Raw genomic sequence first — 19,954 nt, forward strand, 5'->3', positions numbered from 1 at the left:
TTTCGGCGATACTCCCCGGTGACGGCCGATCCCAGCATGCAGGAGGCAGCGGTGGCGCGAATCGCGTTGTGCCAGGTCAACTCGGGTGACGATCCGGAGGCGAACCTGAAGCTGATTCGCTCCGGCGTCGAGGCCGCGGCGGCGGACGGCGCGCGGATCGTCGTGTTCCCCGAAGCGACCATGGCCCGCTTCGGCCGGCCGCTCGAACCGGTCGCCGAGCCGCTCGACGGTCCCTGGGCGGCCGCCGTGGCCGCGGTGGCCGCCGAGCACGACGTCGTGGTCGTGGCCGGGATGTTCACCCCGGCCGGCGACGGGCGCGTCCGCAACACGCTCCTCATCACCGGCGCCGGGCACCACCGCGGCTATGACAAGATCCACCTCTACGACGCGTTCGGGTTCGCCGAGTCCGACACGGTGGCGCCCGGTTCCACGGCGACGACGTTCGAGCTGGACGGCGTCGTCCACGGCGTCGCGACCTGCTACGACGTGCGGTTCCCGGAGCTGTTCCGCGCACTGGCCGACGACGGCGCCGACGTCGTGCTGCTGCCGACGTCGTGGGGCGCGGGCGCGGGCAAGCGCGAGCAGTGGGAGGTCCTGGTGCGGGCGCGGGCGCTGGATTCGGGCTGCTGGGTGCTGGGCTGCGGCCAGGCCGACCCCGCGGCGACGGGCCTCACGGTCAACCCGAAGGCGCCGACGGGCATCGGGTACTCGCTGGTGGCGGACGGCTTCGGCCGGGTGGTCGCTCAGGCGGGTCCCGCTCCCGAAACCCTCCTGGTGGACGTGGACCCGGCGGTCTCGGCCCAGGCGCGCGCAGCCACGGGAGCCCTGGCCAACCGACGGCTCTAGCTGTAAGCGCCCCAATGCGGCCTTGGTTGCGTCTGACGCACCGAAGGCCGCCTTGGGTGCGTCTCACGCACCGAAGGCCACATTGGGGCGCTTGGGGCCGGGGGTCAGCGGAGCAGGCCTTCGCGGATGGCGACGCGGACGAAGCCCGCGCGGCGGCGTTCGCCGGTCTTGTCGCGGATGCGGTCCAGGTACGAGCGGACCGTGCGGACGCTGATGTTCAGGATCTCCGCCACGTCGACGTCCCGCTCCCCCGCCGCCACCAGGCGCAGCACCTGCTTCTCGCGTTCCGACAGCACGATCTTCGGGCCCGCGTGCCGCTCCTCGCTGTCCTGGATGATCATCCCGGCCAGCGTCGGCGACACGTACGCGTTGTCGTCGGCGATCGTGCGGATCGCGCGCAGCAGCTCGTCGCCGTCGACGTCCTTCGACAGGAAGCCCTTCGCGCCCGCCTGCATCGCGCCGAGCACCTCCGGCTGTTCCGCGTGCGCGGACACCACCAGCACCTTGTGCCCCATCTGCCCCACCTCCAGGACCGCGGCCGCGTCCTGGACGCCGCGCAGCTTGAGGTCGAGCACGACGACGCTGCCCGCCGGCTGGTCCTGGACCGCGAACCGGGCCACCGAGTCGGCGACCGCGCCGAGCTCGATGTCCGCGGCCTCGGTCAGCACGCGGGTCAGGGCGTACCGGTAGAGCGGGTGGTCCTCGATGACCCCGACCGCGATGCGCCCGCTCATTTGCGGCCGCCGCGCCGGGGGCCCGCCTCGCCGATCAGGCCGCGGCGGATGGCCTCCTTGACCAGACCGGGCCGCCGCCGTTCGCCCGTCTTGTCGCGGATGCGGTCGAGGTAGCCGCGGACCGTCCGGACGCCGATGCCGAGGATCAGCGCGATGTCGACGTCCCGCTCCCCCGCCGCCACCAGCCGCAGCACCTGCTCCTCGCGCGGGGACAGCTCGGCTTCGGCCGACACGGCGGGCCGGTCGGCGTTGTCCTTCATGATCATCCCGGCGACCACCGCCGAGACGTACGCGCCGCCGTCGGCGACCGTCTTGATCGCGATCAGCAGTTCGTCCGCGTCGACGTCCTTCGAGAGGAACCCGCGGGCCCCGGCGGCGATCGCGCCGAGCACGACCTCCGGTTCGGCCTGCGCGGACACCACGAGCACGTGGTGCCCGAGCTCGCACACCTCCAGCACCGCCGCCGCCCCCGCGACGCCGGGCAGGCCCAGGTCGAGCAGGACCACGCTGCCCGGCGGCTGCCGGTGCACGTGGAACCGGGCGACCGAATCGACGACCGCACCCAGTTCGACGAAGTCGGCCTCGGCCAGCACCCGTTCGACGGAGACGCGGTACAGCGGGTGGTCTTCGATGACCGCGACCCGGACCCGCCCCTGGCCCAGCTCACCCTCGGTCGGACGCTCTTGTGTCATGTGCACGACTTTCACCCCGTTCCACCCGACGGAGCCGGCCGCCCGGCCGTGGCCGGGTCCAGCGCGGGGCCCGTCGGCACCAATGCCAGCAAACTACCTGCGATCGGCGGCTTGGCGACGCTTCCGTAGCCGAGCGAGGCCAGGGCCTGCGCGTTCACCACCGGGTACTTCCGGCCCGTGTCGGTCACCAGGTACGTGGTGACCGAACCGGCCTCGACGACGACGGCCCCTCCGGAAGGAGGGACGAAAACCTCGTCGGCCACCCGTGCTTCGGTCCGGGTGGCGACCTGGATGGCCCGGGCGCCGGCGGGAAGCGGGAATTCGGCCGAAACGAGCAGCCGGCTGCCCTGAACGCACAGCGCGACGGAGTTGCCGGTGATCGGCGCCTTGCCGGGGATGCGGTCGGGGTAGGCCGCCGGGTCGGCTCCGCCGGCGCGCGGCGCGGCGACCTTCGCGACGGCGGCGACGTCGGCCGCGCGGACCTCCACCGGCGCGGGCGGCCCGGCGTAGGCGGCGGCGTTGGCCGCCGTCGTCACCAGCAGGCTCGCCTCGGTCTGCCCGACCGGCTCGAGACCCTCGCGGCGGACCAGGTAGTACGACGTGGCCGCACCGGGCGCGGCCATGGCGTCGACGACGGCGAGGACTTCGCCGACCCGGGTGCCGCGGCCGCCCACCGCCGGTCCCGGGTCACCGGCGCCGTCGACCGGCAGCGCGGTCAGGTCGCGGCCGGCCGGGACGGTGTCGATCCACCGCGAGGACACCGCGATCGTCGGGTAGCTGTCGAACTGCAGCGCGGTCGCGGCCTCGTCGCTGAGCTGGTAGCGCCGTCCGCCGGCCAGCAGGAACCGGTCGCCCTGCGGCAGCCGCACGATCACACCCTGGTCCCGCGGCAGCTCGACGCCGGACGCCGGCGCGGCCAGCAGGACGGCGGTGCGCGGCTCGGCCGACGCGGGCGCGTCCTGGGTGGTCCGGCTGCAGCTCGTCCAGGGGACGGTCACGAGCGCCGGCGAGGACGGCAGCGAGTCGGGGGCGCCCGGGATGCCGATCTGGACGCCGCGGCCCGCCTTGCCGAGGTTTTCCGGCGACACCGACACGGTCGCGTCGCCGGTGCCGCCGGCCAGCAGGCGCGCGGAGGCGTAGTTGAGCACCGGGTGCAGCGCGCCGTCGGCGCCGAGCACGAACCGCGCGCCGGTGCCCTCCTCGACGATCACCTTGCCGCCGGCCAGCCAGTCCTTGCCGCCGGAGGGGTTCAGCAGCCCGATGATGCCGAAGACGGCGGTGACCAGGAGCGCGGCCACGACGCCGAGGACCGTGCCCAGCACGAGCCGGCGGCTGGGCGAGACGGGGTGGTTGGCGTCGGCGGCGACGAGCGCGGAAACCAGCCTGCGGCGGAGGAACTGGTACGCCTGGATCTGGTCCCGCTGCGTCCACACGCTGCTGTGCCCCCCGGCTGTGCGTCGACCTCCCGAGCGCCCGATGCTAGGCACCCGACCAAGGTGCGGCGAGGGTAATTTTTACGCCCACGCCCTATCCGGGCAGGCAGTAGCGTCGGAGGCCGGGGAAAGGGGAGCCCGTGTCCGTCGATACCGCCGTCCGCCCGGCACCGTCCCGGCCCGCGCCCGCACCGCTGCCGTGGCTGCTGCCGGTCCGGCCGCTGCAGGCGGCGCTGTGGGAGATCGCCGCCGTCGCCGTGCTGCTCGCGTGGCTGGCCGGCGGCGTCGCGCAGCCGCTGCGGATCGGCGTCAGCGTGCTCGCCGGGCTGGTGGTGCTGCTGACGTCGGTGCGCTTCGCCGGACGCCACCCGGCGGGCTGGGCGCTGACGTGGACGGCGTTCCGGTTGCGCCGTCACGACACGCGCCGCGACAGCCCGGACCCGCTGCTGTCGGTGGCGGGACCGGTGAAGGTCCGCCAGCACGTCGACCGCGCGGGCAACCGCTTCGGCGTCGCGGAGATCGACGGCGGGTGGAGCGCCCTGATCCGCCTGACACCGGGTCCGGGAGCGCCCGGGCCGCTGGTCGAGGCCTTGCGCGCGGCCTACGCGCGCGCGGACATCCGCTGGCGTCGGCGCAGCTGCTGACGTGGGCGATCCCGCGCGGCGACCAGGTGCTGCGGGTGCGCTGGCTGGCCGTGCGCTACCGGCCCGACCTGGCCCCGATCGCGGCACTGGCCCGGGGCGGCGGTGACCTGGGTGCGTTGCGGAGCACGGCGTCGGCGGCGTTGAGCCTCATGGGGGCGCTGGCCGAGGCGGGGTACCAGAGCACGGTGCTGGAAGCCGGGGAACTGGCGAAGGAGCTCCGGGTGGCGTTGGGCGTGCAGGGGCCGGCTACCGGGGCGCCCGAGGGCTGGCGGGCGTGGACCTGGGGCGACTCGGTGCAGGTGTGCTTCACGCCGCGTTCTTCGCGAGTCATCGATCCGGCCGTCCCGGGCGCGGCGTTCACGGCGACGTCGTACACGCTGACGCGGACGGCCGGTGGCAAGGAGAAGGCGGAAGTGACGATCCGGGTGGGGGCGCGGGCGGGTGCCCCGGTCCCGGTGCCGCCCGGCGTGGTCCCGCTGCACGGGCGGCACGGCGCCGGGGTGCGCCGCACGCTCCCCCTCGCCCTGGACGGGTGAGGTCAGTTCACGACGAACGTCCGGATGCTGCGGGCGGGCAACTGGGCGGCGAACGCCCCGTTCGCGATGGTGACGTCGGTGTAGCGGGCGAGGTTCGCGCTCTGGTTCGTCAGCCAGGTCTGCGCGGTCGCGGACCCGGTGTCCCGGATCGTGAACGCGAGGTCGGCCGCCGCGGTGTTCTTGTTCACGGCGACGACGACGATCCGGGTGCCGCTCTTGAACGCCGAGACGTAGACGTTCGCCTGCGGGTTCGCGGTCGCGGTGATCCGCTGGTAGCCGGGGCGCACCCACTTCGCGAAGTGCGCCATGCAGGCGCCGCGCTTGCTGAGCTGACCGTCTTCGCGCATCGGGCCGTACGAACGGCGGATGTACCACCACACGTAGGTCTGGAACCGGCCGTCGACCAGGGCGCGGTGGATGTGCTCGCCGACGTCGAGCGCCTGCGGCCAGAGGTCGGCCGAATCGGTGCTGTTGGGGTAGTAGACCTCGGTCATCCACAGTTCCTTGCCGGCGCCCTTCTGCTGGAAGAGCGGGTAGGGCAGGTCCGCGAACGAGGTGCCGTAGAGGTGCGTGCCGATGATGTCCACGTTCGCCAGTGCGGTGGGGTCGTTCAGGATCGGATCGGACATGTTCTTGCGGTACTGGAACGACTCGGGCGCGATCACCCGGGTGGTGAGCGAGCCGGCGTTCTCGCGCAGGAACCGGACGATCTCGGCGGCGGTCCACGCCGTCCACTGCTGCGCGTAGTCCGGCTCGTTCTGGACCGAGATCCCGTACAGGCTCACGCCGTTGTTCTGCATGAACGCGGTGAAGTCGTTCAGGTGCTGCGCATAGGCGCCGTACGAGCCGTACTTCAGCCGCTTGCCGCCGGAGAAGCTCTCGGTCATCGAGGCGGGCGGGTTCCACGGCGAAGCGATGACCTTGGCCCCGAGCTCGCTCGCCCGCTTGGCCGTGGCGACCTCGCGGCTCCAGTTGGCGCGGTCCTCGTGGACGGGGATGCGCAGCACGGTGAACCCCAGCTGCCCGGTGCCGTTGCCGAACGCCGTCTCGCGCTGGGCGGCGGTGAGGTCGCTGATCCAGACGGTGTGGTTCATCCCGCCGAAACCCAGGATCGTCTGCTGCACGTTCGACGGCTCGACGACCACCGCGGTGGCCGCCGCGGCCGGTGTCGCGGCCGCCGCCAGCACCGGCAGGGCGGCGCCGGCCGCCAGCACGGTCCGCCGCTTCAGCAGCGGCGAGCTCTCGGACTGTTCCGGACGTGGTGACATGGCATCTCCCTGGAGTCGGCGGGCCACAGCCTGGGAGCGCTCCCAAATCAGTCTTAACAGTGTCCTCGCGGCACGGTCAATGAAACGTTCAGTCGAATGCGTCGACCGCCGGAAGACGCTCAGCCGCGGACGGCTTCGTACACCCCCGCGATCATCGCCACCACCGGGACCAGCGACAGCAGCACCAGGAACTCCGTCACGTCCAAGAGCCGTGACCAGTACGGCGACCGCAGGCCCCGCGCCACCCGCGTCGCGTACACCAGGCACACCACCGCCGCCACGACCACCGCGCACCCGGCCGCGAACACCGCCGTGCGGTCGCCCGAAGCCACGAGCCACACGCCGGCGCACACCAGTGCCGGGACGCCGAACCCGACCAGCACCAGCCGCTGCGCGCGGCCCGCGTACGACCGCGAGCGGAGGATCCACGCCAGGCCCAGCAGACCCGCCAGCCCCGCCTCCCACGGCCCGCCCGAGGACAGCACCACCGAGGCCGCCAGCACCACCAGGCCCAAGGCCACCAGCAGGCCCGTCAGGACCGCCTGCGCCCGGGACGTCCGGCCGATCATCTCCGTGCCCAGCGACGGCTGCTCGTCCGCGCGGAACGCCGCCATGTCGTCCGGCACCCGCGGCAGCGGCAGGCGGGCCAAGCGCAGCGCCAGCATCGGGGCCACCGCCGCCAGTGCCGTGCACAGCACCGCGACCACCCCGGCGGCCGACACCGCGGAAACACCGGCCAGCAGCACCACACCGGTCGTCAGCGCGCCGAAGCCCGCCGCGCCCGTGATCGCCACGAACCACGGCAGGCGGTCGGCCACCGAGACCGCCGCCAGGACGCCGTACACCGTCACGGCCGCGAACCCCGCGGCGAGCGGCCCCGCCGACAGCGAGAACAGCGGGTGCGGTGGCAGCACCGACATCCCCGCCAGCAGCGCCACCCCGACACCGGCCAGCGACCCGGCCGCGCCCGCTTCGGCGTCGCCGTACGCGCGGCTCAGCGCACCGCCGCCGAGCAGCAGCACCAACGCCAGGAGCCCGGTCCCGATCGGGGCCAGGACGCTGCCCGACGCCGCCGCCTGCACCAGCAGGCCGCCGGCCAGCAGCAGGACCACGGCCGCGAGCAGGCCGGACCGCCGCGCCACCGACGGGCTCCAGCCACCGGAAGTGTCGGCGACACTGGCGATCGAGTCGATGACGTCGTCGAACAGCAGCGGACCCCGCGGGCGCTCCCGCGGGGTCAGGTGCAGCACTTCGCCGTCGCGGATCTGGGCCGCTGCCACGCTTAGGCCCAAGGCCAGCGGGGCGCCGCCCAGCCTCGACAGCACCCAGCCCGGGTGGTCGGCCGACGCCTGGCCCGACGCCCCGGCCAGCCGGACCAGCTGCGGGACCAGCTCGGCGAACGTCGACTGCTGCGGCAGGGCGACGTCGACGCGGGCCCTCGGCGTGACCACCGTGACCCGCCGGGTCGTCCCCGTAAGAGAAGCCGTGCTCACGCCGCCTCGGGTCATCACGCGTCTTTCGCGGCCGCGATGACCGGGGCGAACTTGGCGCTCGACGCCTCGGCGAGCTTCTGCAGCCCGGCGTTCACCGCCTCCAGCACGATTTCCGACAGGTTGCGGGCGTCGTACTCGCGGATCGCGCGGGGGTCGATGTCGATCGAGGTGAAGCGGCCGTCGCCGCGGAGGGTGACGGTGACCTCGTTCTGCCGCGAGTGCGCCTTGACCTCCATCGCCTCGACCGTGCGCTGGATCCGCTGGACCTCTTCGGTCTGCTTGCGCACCTGTGCGAGCAGCTCGTCCATGTCCGGCACCGCGTACGGATCGGTCACTGTGCTTTCCCTTCGTGCTGGCGGACGTGGACGCTGGCCACGAACCGCTGGAAACCGGGTGAGAGCCGCCGCGCGGTCGCGGGCGCGGCCGTGCAGGCGAGCTCGAGCACCAGCCGGTCCGCCGGCACCGCGCCGGGGACCGTCAGGTGCACCTGGGTCTGGACCAGCTCGGTGCCCTCGCCGGTGCGCAGGCGCAGGAGCTGCATGACGGCGGGAGCGGCCGCATCGCCGACGTCGCGGCGGCTCAGCACCTCGAGCCCGGCCAGCGTCCGGGAAAGCCGTTCGACGGCTTCGGCCGCGATGGCGTCGATCGAGGCGTCGTCCGGCCGCTGCTGCACGCTGACGGTGATGTTCGGGACGAACTCGCCCGGGGCAGCGGCGTGCACGGCGACGAACACCGCACCGGAGTCGCCCGGGTCGACGGCGGTCCAGCCGTCCGGGATGACGAAGTCGAGGGGAAGGGTCATCACAGCCCCACGGCGGAAACGGCGTCGTTCCAGGCGGAGCCGACGGCGTCGGCCGCGTCCGAAGCCGCGTGGCCGACGGCGTCGACCGCCCCGCCGCCGTACTCGCCAATCGTGTGGCCGAGCTTCGGCAGGTCGATGTCGATCTTCGCGCCGACACCCAGGCCGAGGCCGAGTGCCGCGCCCGCCTTGAAGTTGACCTTGAGGTGCCCGGCGTCGTAGACGGCCTGGGCGTCCAGCTGCGCACCGAGCCCGTACTGCAGGGTGCCGTTCGCGCCGACACCGATGCCGGCGACGTCCGCGGCGACCTCGCCTTCGACCTTCCCGCCGACGAAGGCGTTCGCGTGCGCGCCGACGCCGTGGGCGCCGATCGTGCCGGCCGCGCTCACCTCGCCGCCGGCGAACACCGTGCCCTTGGCGTGGGCTTCGGCGACGCCCCACGCCTTCTTGGCTTCGGCTTCGCCGTGCAGCGCCGCGAGTTCCGCGTGCCCGGACGCGCCGGCGTCCCAGCCCTTCGACGTGATCTTCCCGTCGTACTCCGGGGAAAAGCCGTCCTGCTCGTGCTGGAACTTGTAGTAGGTGATCTCGGTGTTGCGGCCGATCTTGTTCTTCAGGCCCTCGGCTTCGGGCTGCCCGAACGGCGTGTCCGCCTTCTTCGGCGCGCGCGTGCCTTCGAGGCCGTCCCAGGTGAGCTTCTTCCAGCCGGAGTTGCCGAACCACGACGGCACGGTCCGCGGCCGCTTCCGGCCGTCCAGGGGTTCGCCGTTGAGCCAGTGCAGCGGCCCGCGGGCCCACTTGCCGAGCTCGTGCTCGAGCCGTCCGACGCCTTCGGGCGGGAACAGTTCGGCGAGCGCGTCGGAGAACTCGTCGACGACCTGGCGGGCCGCGGCGACGCTCTGCTCCCCGAGCTGGCGCGCGGCCTGGATGAACGCACCCACCGACGCGGAGTTCACCGCGCGGGCCTGCGCGGTCAGCTGGGCGGCGTAGGAGTCGAACTGCGCGAGCACCGAGCGGACGGCGGCTTCGGCGGACTGCACGAGCCGGGCCGCGGTGGCGAGCCGGTTCGCCTGGTCGCCGAGCTTGGCGGCCGTTTCGGCGAGTTCCTTGCCGAGGTCGCCCGCGGCCGTCGCGAACGCCGTGTAGGCGTCGCCGTCCCAGTCCGCGTGCAGGGTCTTCGCGGATTCCTCGATTTCGCGCGCCTTGCCGGAGACAGCCGACGCCCGGGTCGCGACCCGCTGCGAGGCGGCGCTCAGCGCGCCGGGGTCCCCGGTGACGCGCCGGTGGCACTCGACCAGCACACGCCGGTACCCGGACAGCACCGAGCTGACCACCCCGGACGCGTCGACGACCCCCGAGCCCGCCACCGGCTAGTTCCCGGCCGCGTCGTAGCCGACGTGCTGGCTGAAGTGCTTCCCGTTGTAGTCCAGCGCAATATCGAGGTCGAAGTCCTGCCCGCCCGGAGCCTCCACAGTGGACTCACCGGTGGTCAGGTCGGTGTGGATGACGACCTCGTCGGCGTGCCCGGCCGCGGGAGCGGGCACCGAAGGCACCGAGGGCGCCGGGACGGCAGGCGTCGCCACGGGGTGGTCGACGGCGATCCAGCTGTTGGCCGGGTTCAGCGGGGAGCCGTTGCCGGTCACCGCGGCGCCGCCGCTGGAACCGCCGCCGGTGGCGAGCGCGGGCGGGGTGTAGTCGGTGAACGAAGGCTGCTGCGGGATCCCCCCGCCGCTCCCGCCCGCCACCGCCTGCTGCCCCGACGGGCTCGCCACCGGCGGCGGGGTCTGCGGCGCGGTGACCGGGGTGCTCCCGATCGACGACTGTGATGTCGCGCCCGAACTGCCGGAGGAGTGGTGGAAGAGCTTCTCGATCTCGCCGATGACCTGCGCGAGGGTGGTGACCTGCTGGGCGAGGTCCACCGCGCCGAGCGCCTTGAGCAGCGCGCCGATCGACGTGATGAACGCCCGCAGCGACGCGCTCGTCGCGGTCGACAAAGCGACCGCGGCCCCGTAGGTCCACCAGTTCGACATCAGCGCGGCGACCGTGGGGTTCACCGCGGAAACCACCGCGCGGTAGGCCTCCTGCGCGGTCTTGATCAGCGTGCCGGAGACACCGAGGAGCTCGGCGCCCTTCTGGACGACGTCGATGATCTTCGTCAGCTGGCCGAGGGAGTCGCTGATCTTCTTCAGCGCCGACTCGCTCGCCGCACCCGACCAGATCCGGCCCAGCTGGTCGGCGGCCTTGGTCAGCTCGTTGTACATGCTCAGGAACTGCTCGGCCTTGCGGACGAGGTCGGTCACGTGCTTCGCGATCTGCTCCGGCTGACCGGTGACGATCTGCGGCAGGACGGTGATCGGCCCACCCGAAGACGCGGTCGCGTCCATCGCGCTGGAGTTCGGGAAAGTCAGCATCGGTCCTCACAGGGAGTTCGGGGGCGGACGATCAGACGACGGAAGCGGGCCGGTAGACGCTGACCCGCGCCAGCCCGCCGGTGCGGGCGTCGAGCAGCCCGTGGTTGTAGAGGCGCCCGCCGTCGCCGGCGACGCCGATGACCGGCTGGCGGTCGGAGAACCGCAGCGGCTCCACGACCACGACGTCCCCGCTGTGCACCCCGCCCGGCACGTCGGAGAAGGTGCGCGCGGTGCCCGCGTAGACCTCGATCAGCCCGACCCGCGCCTGGTTGTCGGCGTCGCCGGCGAGCCAGTCGTTGAAGTCGGCCACGCCGTGGAAGCGCGTGTCCGTGATCGGGTGGTCGCCGAGCCGGCCCAGCCGCGCGTCCCCCAGGTAGCGCAGCACGTTCCCGACCGATGACGGCTCGCCGTGGGCGCCCGCGCTGTCGTTGATGGCCAGGGTGGCGAGCTCGGACGCGTGCGAGTTGCCCCAGATCGACGACGCGGTGCCGCTCGGGGTGTGCCCGCCGCCGTAGCCCGAGGCGACGTCCTGGTCCGCCGCCTGGTAGGCGTCGGCGCTGGCCTTGACGAGCCCGTTGATCTGCTGCAGCAGCTGCAGCAAGGTGCGGACGGCGGTGATCTGGCCGGAGTGCAGGGCCGCGTTGGCCGCGGCGACCGCGCTGCCGAACGTGGCGAACGACATCGGCTGGACGACGAGCCGTTCCAGGTCGGCCACGGCGTTGATGCCGTGGGCGATGATGCCCCCGACGTTGCCCACGGCGGAGCGCATCGCCTCGGGCTCAGCCCGGTACTCGCCGGCCATGGGTCTCCTTCCGGGGGGTGTGCTCGGCCCGAGCGTAAGTTCGGCCCCGGAAGCGGGCGGACGGCAAAAGTACCCACCGCGCCGCGGCGGCTAGTGGCCAAAATACCGGTCAGAGCCGCCGCTACCCGCTGGAGCATTGCTGCATGAGCCTCACGCCCGAGCGCCCGTCCGAGATCGTGCTGCAGTCGCCGCCGATGCTCCCGAAGAGCTCGTCCGGCGGGATGGTCCAGCTCATGATGTTCCTGCCGATGATGCTCGGCATGGGCGCGATGTCGTTCGTCTACATCGGACGCGACGGCGGCGTGATGACGTGGATCTTCGGCGCCCTGTTCCTCTGCGCGATGGGCGGCATGGTCGTGATGTCGCTGGGCCGCGGCGGCATGGCGAAGAAGGCGCAGATCAACGACGAACGCCGGGACTACCAGCGGTACCTGTCCGGGCTGCGCGCCCAGGTCCGCGACATCGCCGACGGCCAGCGCGCGGCCATGATCGCCGTCCAGCCCGACCCGGCCGACCTGTGGGCCTACGTCGAAACCGGGAAGCTCTGGGACCGCCGCCGCAGTGAGCCGCAGTTCGCGCAGGTGCGCGCGGGCACCGGGCCGCAGCGGCTCGCGACGCCGTTGAAGGCGCCGCAGACCGTGCCGCTGGAGGACCTGGACCCGGTGTCCTCCACCAGCCTCAAGCACTTCATCCGCACCTACTCGACGGTCGACGGCCTGCCGGTGGCGCTGTCGCTGCGGTCGTTCGCCGCGGTCACGGTGGCCGGGCGGCGGCCCGACGTGCTCGGCCTGGTGCGGGCCCTGCTGTGCCAGCTCGTCACCTTCCACTCCCCCGCGGACCTGCGGATCGCGGTCTGCGTGTCGCCGGAGCGGCAGCACGACTGGGAATGGGCGAAGTGGCTGCCGCACGCCACCGCGGCCGGCGCGGCCGACGCCGTCGGTTCGCGGCGGCTGGCCGACGCCAGCGCGGCCGGGCTCGCCGAGCTGCTGGGCGCCGACCTCGGCGAACGGCCCGCGTTCAGCCGCCGCGCGGCCGCCGAACTCGACCTGCCCCACCTCGTGGTCGTCGTCGACGGGGGCAACGCCCACGGCGAGCCCCGGCTGATCGGCGCGGACGGCCGGCTCGGCGTCACGGTGCTCGAGGTCGGGCAGGAGCACCCGCGGGCGTCCTCGACCGAGAAGCTGCTGAGCCTGCACACCGCGCCGGAGTCCCTCGGCATGGTCGTCGGCGACGGCGGCGAGCAGCGGCTCGGCTTCCTGGGCCGCCCGGACGTCCTCGACCGGGGCGCCGCGGAAGCCCTCGCCCGGATGCTGACGCCGTTGCACACCCCGGCCGCGGTCGTCGGCGAGAAGCCGATGTCGTCGACGTTCGGGCTGGCCGGGCTGCTCGGCATCGGCGACCCGCGCGACACCGACACCGCCGTCACCTGGGCCCCGCGGGCGGCGCGCGACCGGCTGCGGATCCCGCTGGGCGTCAACCCGGAAGGCCGGCCGGTCGAACTGGACCTCAAGGAGTCGGCCGAGGGCGGGATGGGCCCGCACGGCCTGGTCATCGGCGCGACCGGGTCCGGCAAGAGCGAGCTGCTGCGGACGCTGGTGACGGCGCTGGCCGTGATGCACTCGTCGGAGACGCTCAACCTGGCGCTCATCGACTTCAAGGGCGGCGCGACCTTCGCCGGGATGACCGGGCTGCCGCACACCTGCGCGGTCATCACCAACCTGTCCGACGACCTCGCGCTCGTCGACCGGATGGCCGACGCGCTCAACGGCGAGCTGCTGCGGCGGCAGGAACTGCTGCACGCGGCCGGGAACTACGCGTCGGTGCGGGACTACGAGAAGGCCCGCGCGGACGGCGCGCCGCTGGACCCGCTGCCGTCGCTGCTGGTGATCATCGACGAGTTCAGCGAACTGCTGTCCTCGCGCCCGGAGTTCATCGACCTGTTCGTCGCGATCGGCCGGCTCGGGCGGTCGCTCGGCATCCACCTCCTGCTGGCGTCCCAACGACTCGAGGAGGGCCGGCTGCGCGGGCTCGACTCGCACCTGTCGTACCGGATCGGGCTGCGGACGTTCTCGGCCGCGGAAAGCCGGGCCGTGCTGGGTGTCGCGGACGCCTACCACCTGCCGCCGGTGCCGGGGTCGGCGTACCTGAAGTCCGACACCGAAACGCTGATCCGGCTCAAGGCCGCCTACGTCTCCGGCGAGCTGCCGCCGCGGAGCACGGTGGTGCGCGAGGACGGCCAGGAACTCGGCGTGCTGCCGTTTTCCCTGGCCCCGGTGGAAATCCCGGTGACTGTCGAGCCCTCGGAGGTTTCCCCGGCCCCTTCGGCCGAGGGCACCGGCGAGACGATCATCGGCGCGATGCTCTCGCGCCTGGAGGGCCGCGGCCCGGCCGCGCACCAGATCTGGCTGCCGCCGCTGGCCGAACCCCCGACGCTGGACCAGCTCCTGCCGCCGCTGGGCGAGGACGCCGCGCGCGGCCTGTGCCCGCTCGGCTGGGGCGGCAACGGGAAGCTGACGATCCCGGTCGCACTGGTGGACAAGCCGTTCGAGCAGCGCCGCGACCTGCTGTGGGCGGACTTCTCCGGCGCGGCCGGGCACGCGCTGATCGTCGGCGCGCCGCAGAGCGGGAAGTCGACGCTGATGAAGGACATCGCGGGCATGCTCGCGCTGACGCACACCCCGGCCGAAGTGCAGCTGTTCGTGCTGGACATGGGCGGTGGCGCGCTGGCGCCGATCGCCGGGCTGCCGCACGTGTCCGGGTACGCGACCCGCCGTGACGCCCAGCGCTGCCGCCGGGTCGTCGCCGAGCTGACGACGTTGCTGGAGCAGCGCGAGGAGTTCTTCGCCGCGCACGGCATCGAGTCGATGGCGGCGTTCCGCGCCCGCCGTGCGGAGTTCACCGAGAGCACGGACGAGCGCGAGTTCGGCGACGTGTTCCTGTTCGTGGACAACTGGACCACGATCCGCCAGGAGTACGAGCAGCTGGAGGAGCAGATCACCGGGCTGGCGGCGCGCGGGCTCGGCTTCGGCATCCACGTGATCGTCTCGCTCAACCAGTGGATCGGCGTCCGCGCCCAGCTGCGCGACGCGATCGGCACGCGGTTCGAGCTGCGCCTGGGCGACCCGATGGATTCGTCGATCGACCGCAAGGTGGCGGCCAACGTCCCCGCCGACCGCCCGGGCCGCGGCCTCACCGCGGAGAAGCTCCACTTCCTGGCGGCCCTGCCCCGCATCGACGGCGACCAGCGCCCGGAGACGGTCGGCGCGGGCGGCGTCGACCTGGTCCGGCGGATTTCCGAGGCGTGGCGGGGCCCACGGGCGCCGCAGGTTCGCCTGCTGCCGCCGGAGGTGCCGTTGGACGGGTTGCCGCCCGCTCCTGCGCGCCAGGTCACGCTGGGCATCGCGGAATCGACGTTGCGCCCGGTGTACCTGGACTTCGCCGCGGACCCGCACTTCGTGGCGTTCGGCGACGTGGAGTCCGGCAAGTCGTCGCTGCTGCGTGCGCTGGCTCAGGGCATCACGACGGCGTACACGCCGGAGGAAGCGGCGATCATCGTGGCGGACTACCGCCGGGGTCTCCTGGGCGCGGTGTCCGAGCCGCACCTGCTGGGGTACGCGGGTGCGGAGGGCAAGCTGACGGACCTGATCGCGGAGTGCGCCCAGGCGATGCGCAACCGCCTGCCGGGCCCGTCGGTGACACCGGAGCAGCTGCGCAACCGGTCCTGGTGGCGCGGTCCGGAGCTGTTCGTGCTGGTGGACGACTACGAGCTGGTGGCGACGGTGGGCCGCAACCCGCTGCAGCCGCTGCTGGAGTTCCTCCCGCAGGCCCGCGACATCGGCCTGCACCTGGTGATCGTCCGCGGCGCCGGAGGGGCGGGCCGGGCGATGTTCGAGCCGGTCCTGCAGCGGCTGCGGGAGCTGGGAACGCCGGGGCTGATCATGTCGGGGGCGAAGGACGAGGGGGCGTTGCTGGCGGACGTGAAGCCGTCGCCGCAACCGCCGGGCCGGGGAACGCTGGTGTCGCGGCGGCACGGGACCGGACTGGTCCAGGTGGCGTGGACGAAACCGGCGGAGAGCTGACGGAAAGCCGGCCCCGCCCGGCGCGGGCGGGGCCGGCTCCCGGTCACACCGACGGTGCCAGCGCGTCCCGGGCCTCGAACAGCTCCGGGTGGGCTGCCCGCTCCGGAGTCAGATCGACGCCGCAGCGGTCGAGGACGACCAGGCTGATCACCAGGAACCCGCGGGCGAGCTCCGCGTACACCGGGTTCGCGAGCACCGAACTGCCGAGCAGCGCCCGGACGAACTGCGCGAACACCGGCGGGTTCACGTAGTAGTAGTCACTCGCCATCGCGGTGAGCCCGGTGGCCCGGGGCTCGACGTCGACGTCTCCGGCCAGCACGTCCACCAAGGTCGTGAACAGCTTCCCGATCCGGAGCGCCGGACTCCAGACGACCTCGCCGTCCACGTCGAAGATGTAACTCATTCAGAAGAACTCCAGGTAGACGGTCACGCCCGGGTGGGCGGTGCGGAACTGGCTCACCGCGGCTTCGATCGACTCGCGCAGCTCCACCTCCACCCCGGGAACGGTCATCCGCAAGCCGATCGGGGCGTTACGGTACGCGGACAGTTCCGGGCTGATCGCCCGAGCCTCCAGGTACGAGTTGAGCTTGCCGGTCACCTGCTTGTCCACCCAGTCGTCGACGTTCCCGGCCCAGGTCGCGCTCTTCTCCTCCCACAGCACACCGCCTTCGACGTGGTCGATGTCGGTGATCATCCGGCCGTTGTTGGGCACCTTCGGGTCGAAGACCTTGACGATCTTCTGGCCCTCGAGCGGCCCCTTGTTCTGGACCAGCTTGCCGATGTCGTCGGCCGCGCCCCCGATGCCGTCCATCGCCATCTTGAGGCCGCCGATGATCCCGGCGATGCCACCGGCGATTTCGGGGCCGCCGGTGAACACACAGGCGATCACGCCGCCGACGAAGCCGATGGCGCCGCCGGGGATGGCCCCGACACCGCCTTCCGGCAGCCCGATCAGCGCTCCCGCCGCGGTGGCACCGGCGATCTCCTCACCGCAGGTGGCCGCGCCGCCGGCGACCGCGCTCGCGCCGGCCAAGGCCAGCCCGATCCCGCCACCGATCTCCAGCAGGTGCGCGATCAGGGCCAGCAGTTCCCCGGCGTGGTCGCGCACGAAGTCGAGGGTGCCCCGGGCCATCGCGTCGATCATCGCCAGCAGCTGGTCCGCCGCGTCCCGCAGCGCGGCCAGCTCCGGCCGGTCCTGTGCCCCGGCCGCGGCCTGGTCGCGCAGTTTCTGCACCTGGTCGCGCATGTCGGTCACGGCTTGGCGGGTCGCTTCTTCCCGCTGCTTCTCCACCGCCGCGTTCTGCGCGGCCGCCGCGGCCTCCGCCGCCTCGGCCGCGGACTTGCCGGCGGCGATCGCGTCGGCCAGCGCCTGCGCCGCCGACGCACGGGCCTGCGCCGCGTACTGAGACGCCAGCGCGGCCGACTGGGCGGCGTGGGCAGCCGAGTTCTTGGCCGCCTGTGCGCTGCCCTGGGCCGCCGCGGCCGCGTCACGAGCTTGCTTCGCCGACAGCGCCGCTTCCGCGGCCGACTTGCTCGCCTCGTCGGCGGACGCCTTGGCCTGGGCGGCGAACTGCCCGGCTTCGTCCGCGGACGCCTTGGCCGCGTCGGCCCATTGCCGTGCCTCGTCCGCGGCTCCGCGGGCGGTCGCCGCGTACTGGGCGGCCAGGGCCGCGTTCTGCTTGGCCAGCGCGGCCGACTGCGCCGCGTCCGCGACGTAGCCGTTGATCTGGGCGACGTGCTCGGCGGCGTCCGCGTCCCGCAGCGCGGCCGCGAACTGGCCGGTGGCCAGGAACTTCTTCACGTACGACCACGGCCCGGACAGCGCCGCGTTGGCCTCCGCGCGGACCTCGGGACCCCCGGCGTCGAGGATCTTCTGGACGGCGACCCGGTCGTCGTCCTGGGCCGCGAGGTAGCGGCCGGTGGCCAGGAACGCGCGGACGTCGTCGACGGTGCCGGACAAGGCGCGGTTCGCCGCGTCGCGGGTGATCGGCCCGCCGGTGTTGAGGATCCGCTGGACGGCGACGCGGTCGTCGTCGTCCTTGTGCGGGTAGGCCCGCGTCCGCAGGAATGCCTTGACCTGGTCGTAAGACCCGGCGTTGGCCGCGCGGGCGGCGTCGCGCTGGGCCGCGATCGTGGTCGTGCCGGCGATGATGTCGACGCTCAGCCGGTCGTCCTGCTCGAGGGCGGCGGCCAGCCCGGCGCGGGCGAAGGCGAGGATCTGCGCGTCGGTTCCGCCGAGCGCCTCGGAGGCGGCGCGCCGCACCTGCGGCCCGCCGTTGTGCCACAGCGCGGCCGCGCCTCGGCGGCCGTCGGCGACCGCCGTGCCGGGCGCGGTGGCCGGATCGGCCGCCTCGGTCAGCAACCGCTGGGTGGCCGCGTCGACCTGTTCGGCGGTGCCGGCCGTCCAACGCGGGGTGCTCACCTGGTCCGCTTCGGCTTGCTTGGCGTCCTGCGCGTCGCGCGTCGCCTGGGACTGCTGCTGCGCGAGGCGCTCGGTGTCCGCCCGGCGGGCCAGCTCGGCCGTGCTCTTCGCCTGGTCGGCCGCCGCCTGGGCACTGTCCGCCTCGTTCTTCGCCTCGTTGGCCGCGGCCTGAGCCCGGTCCGCCGCGCCGGCGGCCTCGCCGGCGTGCTGCGCGGCTTCGTCGGCGGCCGCCGCGGCGGCGTCGGCGTGCGCGGCGGCGTCCGTCGCGGCCTGCCTGGCCTGGCCGGCGGCGGCAGCGGCGTCGTTGGCGAGCGCGGTCGCCACCCCGGCGGCGCGCTTGGCTTCGTCGGCGTTGCGCTGCGCCCGGTTGGCCGCGGCCGCGGCCTCCGCGGAGCTGGCGCCCGCCTTTTGGGCCCAACCACCCGCGTCCCGGGAAGCCTGGGCGGCGGCCGCGGCATCCCCGGCGGCCGACGCGGCCGCCGATGCCGCCACGGAGACCTGCCGGAGGGCCTCGACGGCCTGGGCGACGGCGTCCGCGGCGGTCCGCGCCCCGATGGCCGCGTCGCGCGCCTTCCGGGCGGCGTCGCGGGCGGCGTCGGCCTGCCCGCGGTCGGTCGCGGCCGCCGCGGCGGCGTTGCGGGCTCGCGCGGCCGCCTGGCCCGCCATCGAAGCGGCCCACGCCGCTTGGCCCGCCGCGTGCGAGGCCTCGCGCGCGGCGCTCGCGGCTGCGGCGGCCGCGTTGATCGCCTTCTGAACGGCCTGGGCGGCCCGGTTCGCGGCGTCCGCCGCGCGGCCGGCGGCACTCGCGGCCTGCGCGGCCGAGTTCTGCGCCTGCTGGGTTTCCTCGGCCGCCTTCTGGGCCGCGGTCCTGGCCGCCGCGGCCGCGGCCACCGCTTGGTCGGACGCGTCCTTGGCGGCCTGCGTCTGCACGGCCGATCGGGCCTGCGCGCTCTTGGCCAGATCGGCGAGTGCGCTCACCGAGAGCGTTTCCGCGTCCCGCTGCGTCGCCACCTGGTAGCCGGTGCGGAGAAACTCGCGAACGCTTTCGATGGTGGCCGAGAGCGCCTGGTTCGCCGCTTTCTTGACCGCCGGGCCGCCGTTGTTGAGCAGCAGCTGTACCGCGATCCGGTCGTCGGCGTCCTGGGCCTGCTGCCAGCCGCTGCCGAGGAAAGCCAGCTGGTCGTCGGTGGTGCCGTTCAACGCGGTGTTCGCGGCGGACTTCACCCGTGGCCCGGTCGCCGCCGAGAGCAGCCTGCTGACCTGGATGCGGACGTCGTCCCGCCACGGCTGCTGCCAGCCGGCGGTGAGGAACGTCCGGACGTCGATGATGCTGCCGCTGAGCGCGCTGTTGGCGGCGTACCGGGTCGCCGGGCCGCCGGCGGTGAGCATCTTCTGGACCGCGACACGGTCCTCGACCTCTTGCATCTGCGCGAGCCCCGAGGTGACGAAGGCGTGCACGTCTTCATCGGTACCGCACAAGGCCGCCTCGGCCGCCCGCGAAACGACCGGGCCCCCGGTGCGCAGCAAGGCGACCAGCTGCTGCCGTTCGGTGGGCGCGGGCGGGTCGTCGGCGGAAGCGGCGGGCGCCAAGCCCACCGTGAGTGCCACGGCGGCGAGCAGTCCCACCGCGTCGCGGGCCCTGCCGGGCCATGACCATCTGCGTCTCATTCGTCGTCGCATCCTTTCCGGAAATCAACCAGCTGAGGGCTTCACCGGCCGGCGCGAAAGGCAGCCCGGATGGATTTCCGGCAAAAATCGCGACCCCTCCCGCCCCGAAAAAGACTAGCGACCCGCGGCG

At 73.5% G+C, this 19,954-nt stretch carries 14 protein-coding genes and 1 pseudogene; 3 read left to right on the forward strand and 12 right to left on the reverse strand.

Translation table 11 applies throughout. The features are described 5' to 3' along the window. Window positions 1–51: 51 nt before the first annotated feature. Window positions 52–846, forward strand: a complete 795-nt coding sequence (locus ACLJOU_RS18450) for a carbon-nitrogen hydrolase family protein (RefSeq protein WP_410568867.1) — start codon at window positions 52–54, stop codon at window positions 844–846. A 104-nt stretch (window positions 847–950) separates the two neighbouring features. On the opposite strand, the gene ACLJOU_RS18455 is transcribed toward ACLJOU_RS18450, so the two are convergent. Genes ACLJOU_RS18455 through eccB form a run of 3 tightly spaced genes read right to left on the reverse strand, consistent with a single transcriptional unit; the run spans window position 951 to window position 3,705 of the window. Then, the gene (locus ACLJOU_RS18455) at window positions 951–1,580 is read right to left on the reverse strand and encodes a response regulator (RefSeq protein WP_410568868.1); all 630 of its coding nucleotides are present in this window, start codon (window positions 1,578–1,580) and stop codon (window positions 951–953) included. Beyond that, on the reverse strand, window positions 1,577–2,272 hold the full coding sequence (locus tag ACLJOU_RS18460) for a response regulator (RefSeq protein WP_410568869.1): 696 nt from the start codon (window positions 2,270–2,272) through the stop codon (window positions 1,577–1,579). Before ACLJOU_RS18460 ends, ACLJOU_RS18455 begins: the two co-directional genes overlap by 4 nt. Window positions 2,273–2,283: 11 nt before the next feature. Further along, the gene (gene eccB, locus ACLJOU_RS18465; protein ID WP_410568870.1) at window positions 2,284–3,705 is read right to left on the reverse strand and encodes a type VII secretion protein EccB; all 1,422 of its coding nucleotides are present in this window, start codon (window positions 3,703–3,705) and stop codon (window positions 2,284–2,286) included. A 140-nt stretch (window positions 3,706–3,845) separates the two neighbouring features. On the opposite strand from eccB, the pseudogene ACLJOU_RS18470 reads away from it, so the two are divergent. Beyond that, a pseudogene (locus ACLJOU_RS18470) lies at window positions 3,846–4,885 on the forward strand (type VII secretion protein EccE). A 2-nt stretch (window positions 4,886–4,887) separates the two neighbouring features. On the opposite strand, the gene ACLJOU_RS18475 reads toward ACLJOU_RS18470, so the two are convergent. The 7 genes from ACLJOU_RS18475 to ACLJOU_RS18505 form a co-directional block, all read right to left on the reverse strand. Beyond that, the gene (locus tag ACLJOU_RS18475; protein ID WP_410568871.1) at window positions 4,888–6,153 is read right to left on the reverse strand and encodes a glucuronoxylanase; all 1,266 of its coding nucleotides are present in this window, start codon (window positions 6,151–6,153) and stop codon (window positions 4,888–4,890) included. A 119-nt stretch (window positions 6,154–6,272) separates the two neighbouring features. Further along, entirely contained in the window at window positions 6,273–7,661 is a 1,389-nt protein-coding gene (gene eccD / locus ACLJOU_RS18480) for a type VII secretion integral membrane protein EccD (RefSeq protein ID WP_410568872.1), read from the reverse strand. After that, on the reverse strand, window positions 7,661–7,981 hold the full coding sequence (locus ACLJOU_RS18485) for a YbaB/EbfC family nucleoid-associated protein (RefSeq protein WP_410568873.1): 321 nt from the start codon (window positions 7,979–7,981) through the stop codon (window positions 7,661–7,663). The genes eccD and ACLJOU_RS18485 overlap by 1 nt, the downstream gene beginning before the upstream one ends. Beyond that, window positions 7,978–8,448: a hypothetical protein gene (locus ACLJOU_RS18490; RefSeq protein WP_410568874.1), complete on the reverse strand. Its 471-nt coding sequence runs from the start codon at window positions 8,446–8,448 to the stop codon at window positions 7,978–7,980. Before ACLJOU_RS18490 ends, ACLJOU_RS18485 begins: the two co-directional genes overlap by 4 nt. Further along, window positions 8,448–9,809 carry a WXG100 family type VII secretion target gene (locus ACLJOU_RS18495; protein WP_410568875.1) on the reverse strand — a complete coding sequence of 454 codons (1,362 nt, stop codon included), beginning with the start codon at window positions 9,807–9,809 and terminating at the stop codon, window positions 8,448–8,450. Before ACLJOU_RS18495 ends, ACLJOU_RS18490 begins: the two co-directional genes overlap by 1 nt. Before the next feature lie 3 nt (window positions 9,810–9,812). Further along, a complete protein-coding gene (locus ACLJOU_RS18500; RefSeq protein ID WP_410568876.1) occupies window positions 9,813–10,853 on the reverse strand; it encodes a hypothetical protein in 1,041 nt (346 codons plus the stop codon). A 31-nt stretch (window positions 10,854–10,884) separates the two neighbouring features. Beyond that, window positions 10,885–11,655: a WXG100 family type VII secretion target gene (locus ACLJOU_RS18505; RefSeq protein WP_410568877.1), complete on the reverse strand. Its 771-nt coding sequence runs from the start codon at window positions 11,653–11,655 to the stop codon at window positions 10,885–10,887. A 143-nt stretch (window positions 11,656–11,798) separates the two neighbouring features. Between ACLJOU_RS18505 and eccCa the strand changes: the two genes are divergently transcribed. Beyond that, complete coding sequence (gene eccCa, locus ACLJOU_RS18510) at window positions 11,799–15,734, forward strand: type VII secretion protein EccCa (RefSeq protein ID WP_410568878.1); 3,936 nt, start codon at window positions 11,799–11,801, stop codon at window positions 15,732–15,734. Window positions 15,735–15,777: 43 nt separating this feature from the next. Here the strand turns inward: eccCa and ACLJOU_RS18515 are convergent, their stop codons facing one another. Next, the gene (locus tag ACLJOU_RS18515; protein ID WP_410568879.1) at window positions 15,778–16,137 is read right to left on the reverse strand and encodes a DUF6086 family protein; all 360 of its coding nucleotides are present in this window, start codon (window positions 16,135–16,137) and stop codon (window positions 15,778–15,780) included. Next, window positions 16,138–19,824, reverse strand: a complete 3,687-nt coding sequence (locus ACLJOU_RS18520) for an ALF repeat-containing protein (RefSeq protein WP_410568880.1) — start codon at window positions 19,822–19,824, stop codon at window positions 16,138–16,140. Window positions 19,825–19,954: the final 130 nt, after the last annotated feature.

It is taken from the genome of Amycolatopsis sp. cmx-4-61 (genome assembly GCF_046548775.1).
Lineage (GTDB): Bacteria > Actinomycetota > Actinomycetes > Mycobacteriales > Pseudonocardiaceae > Amycolatopsis.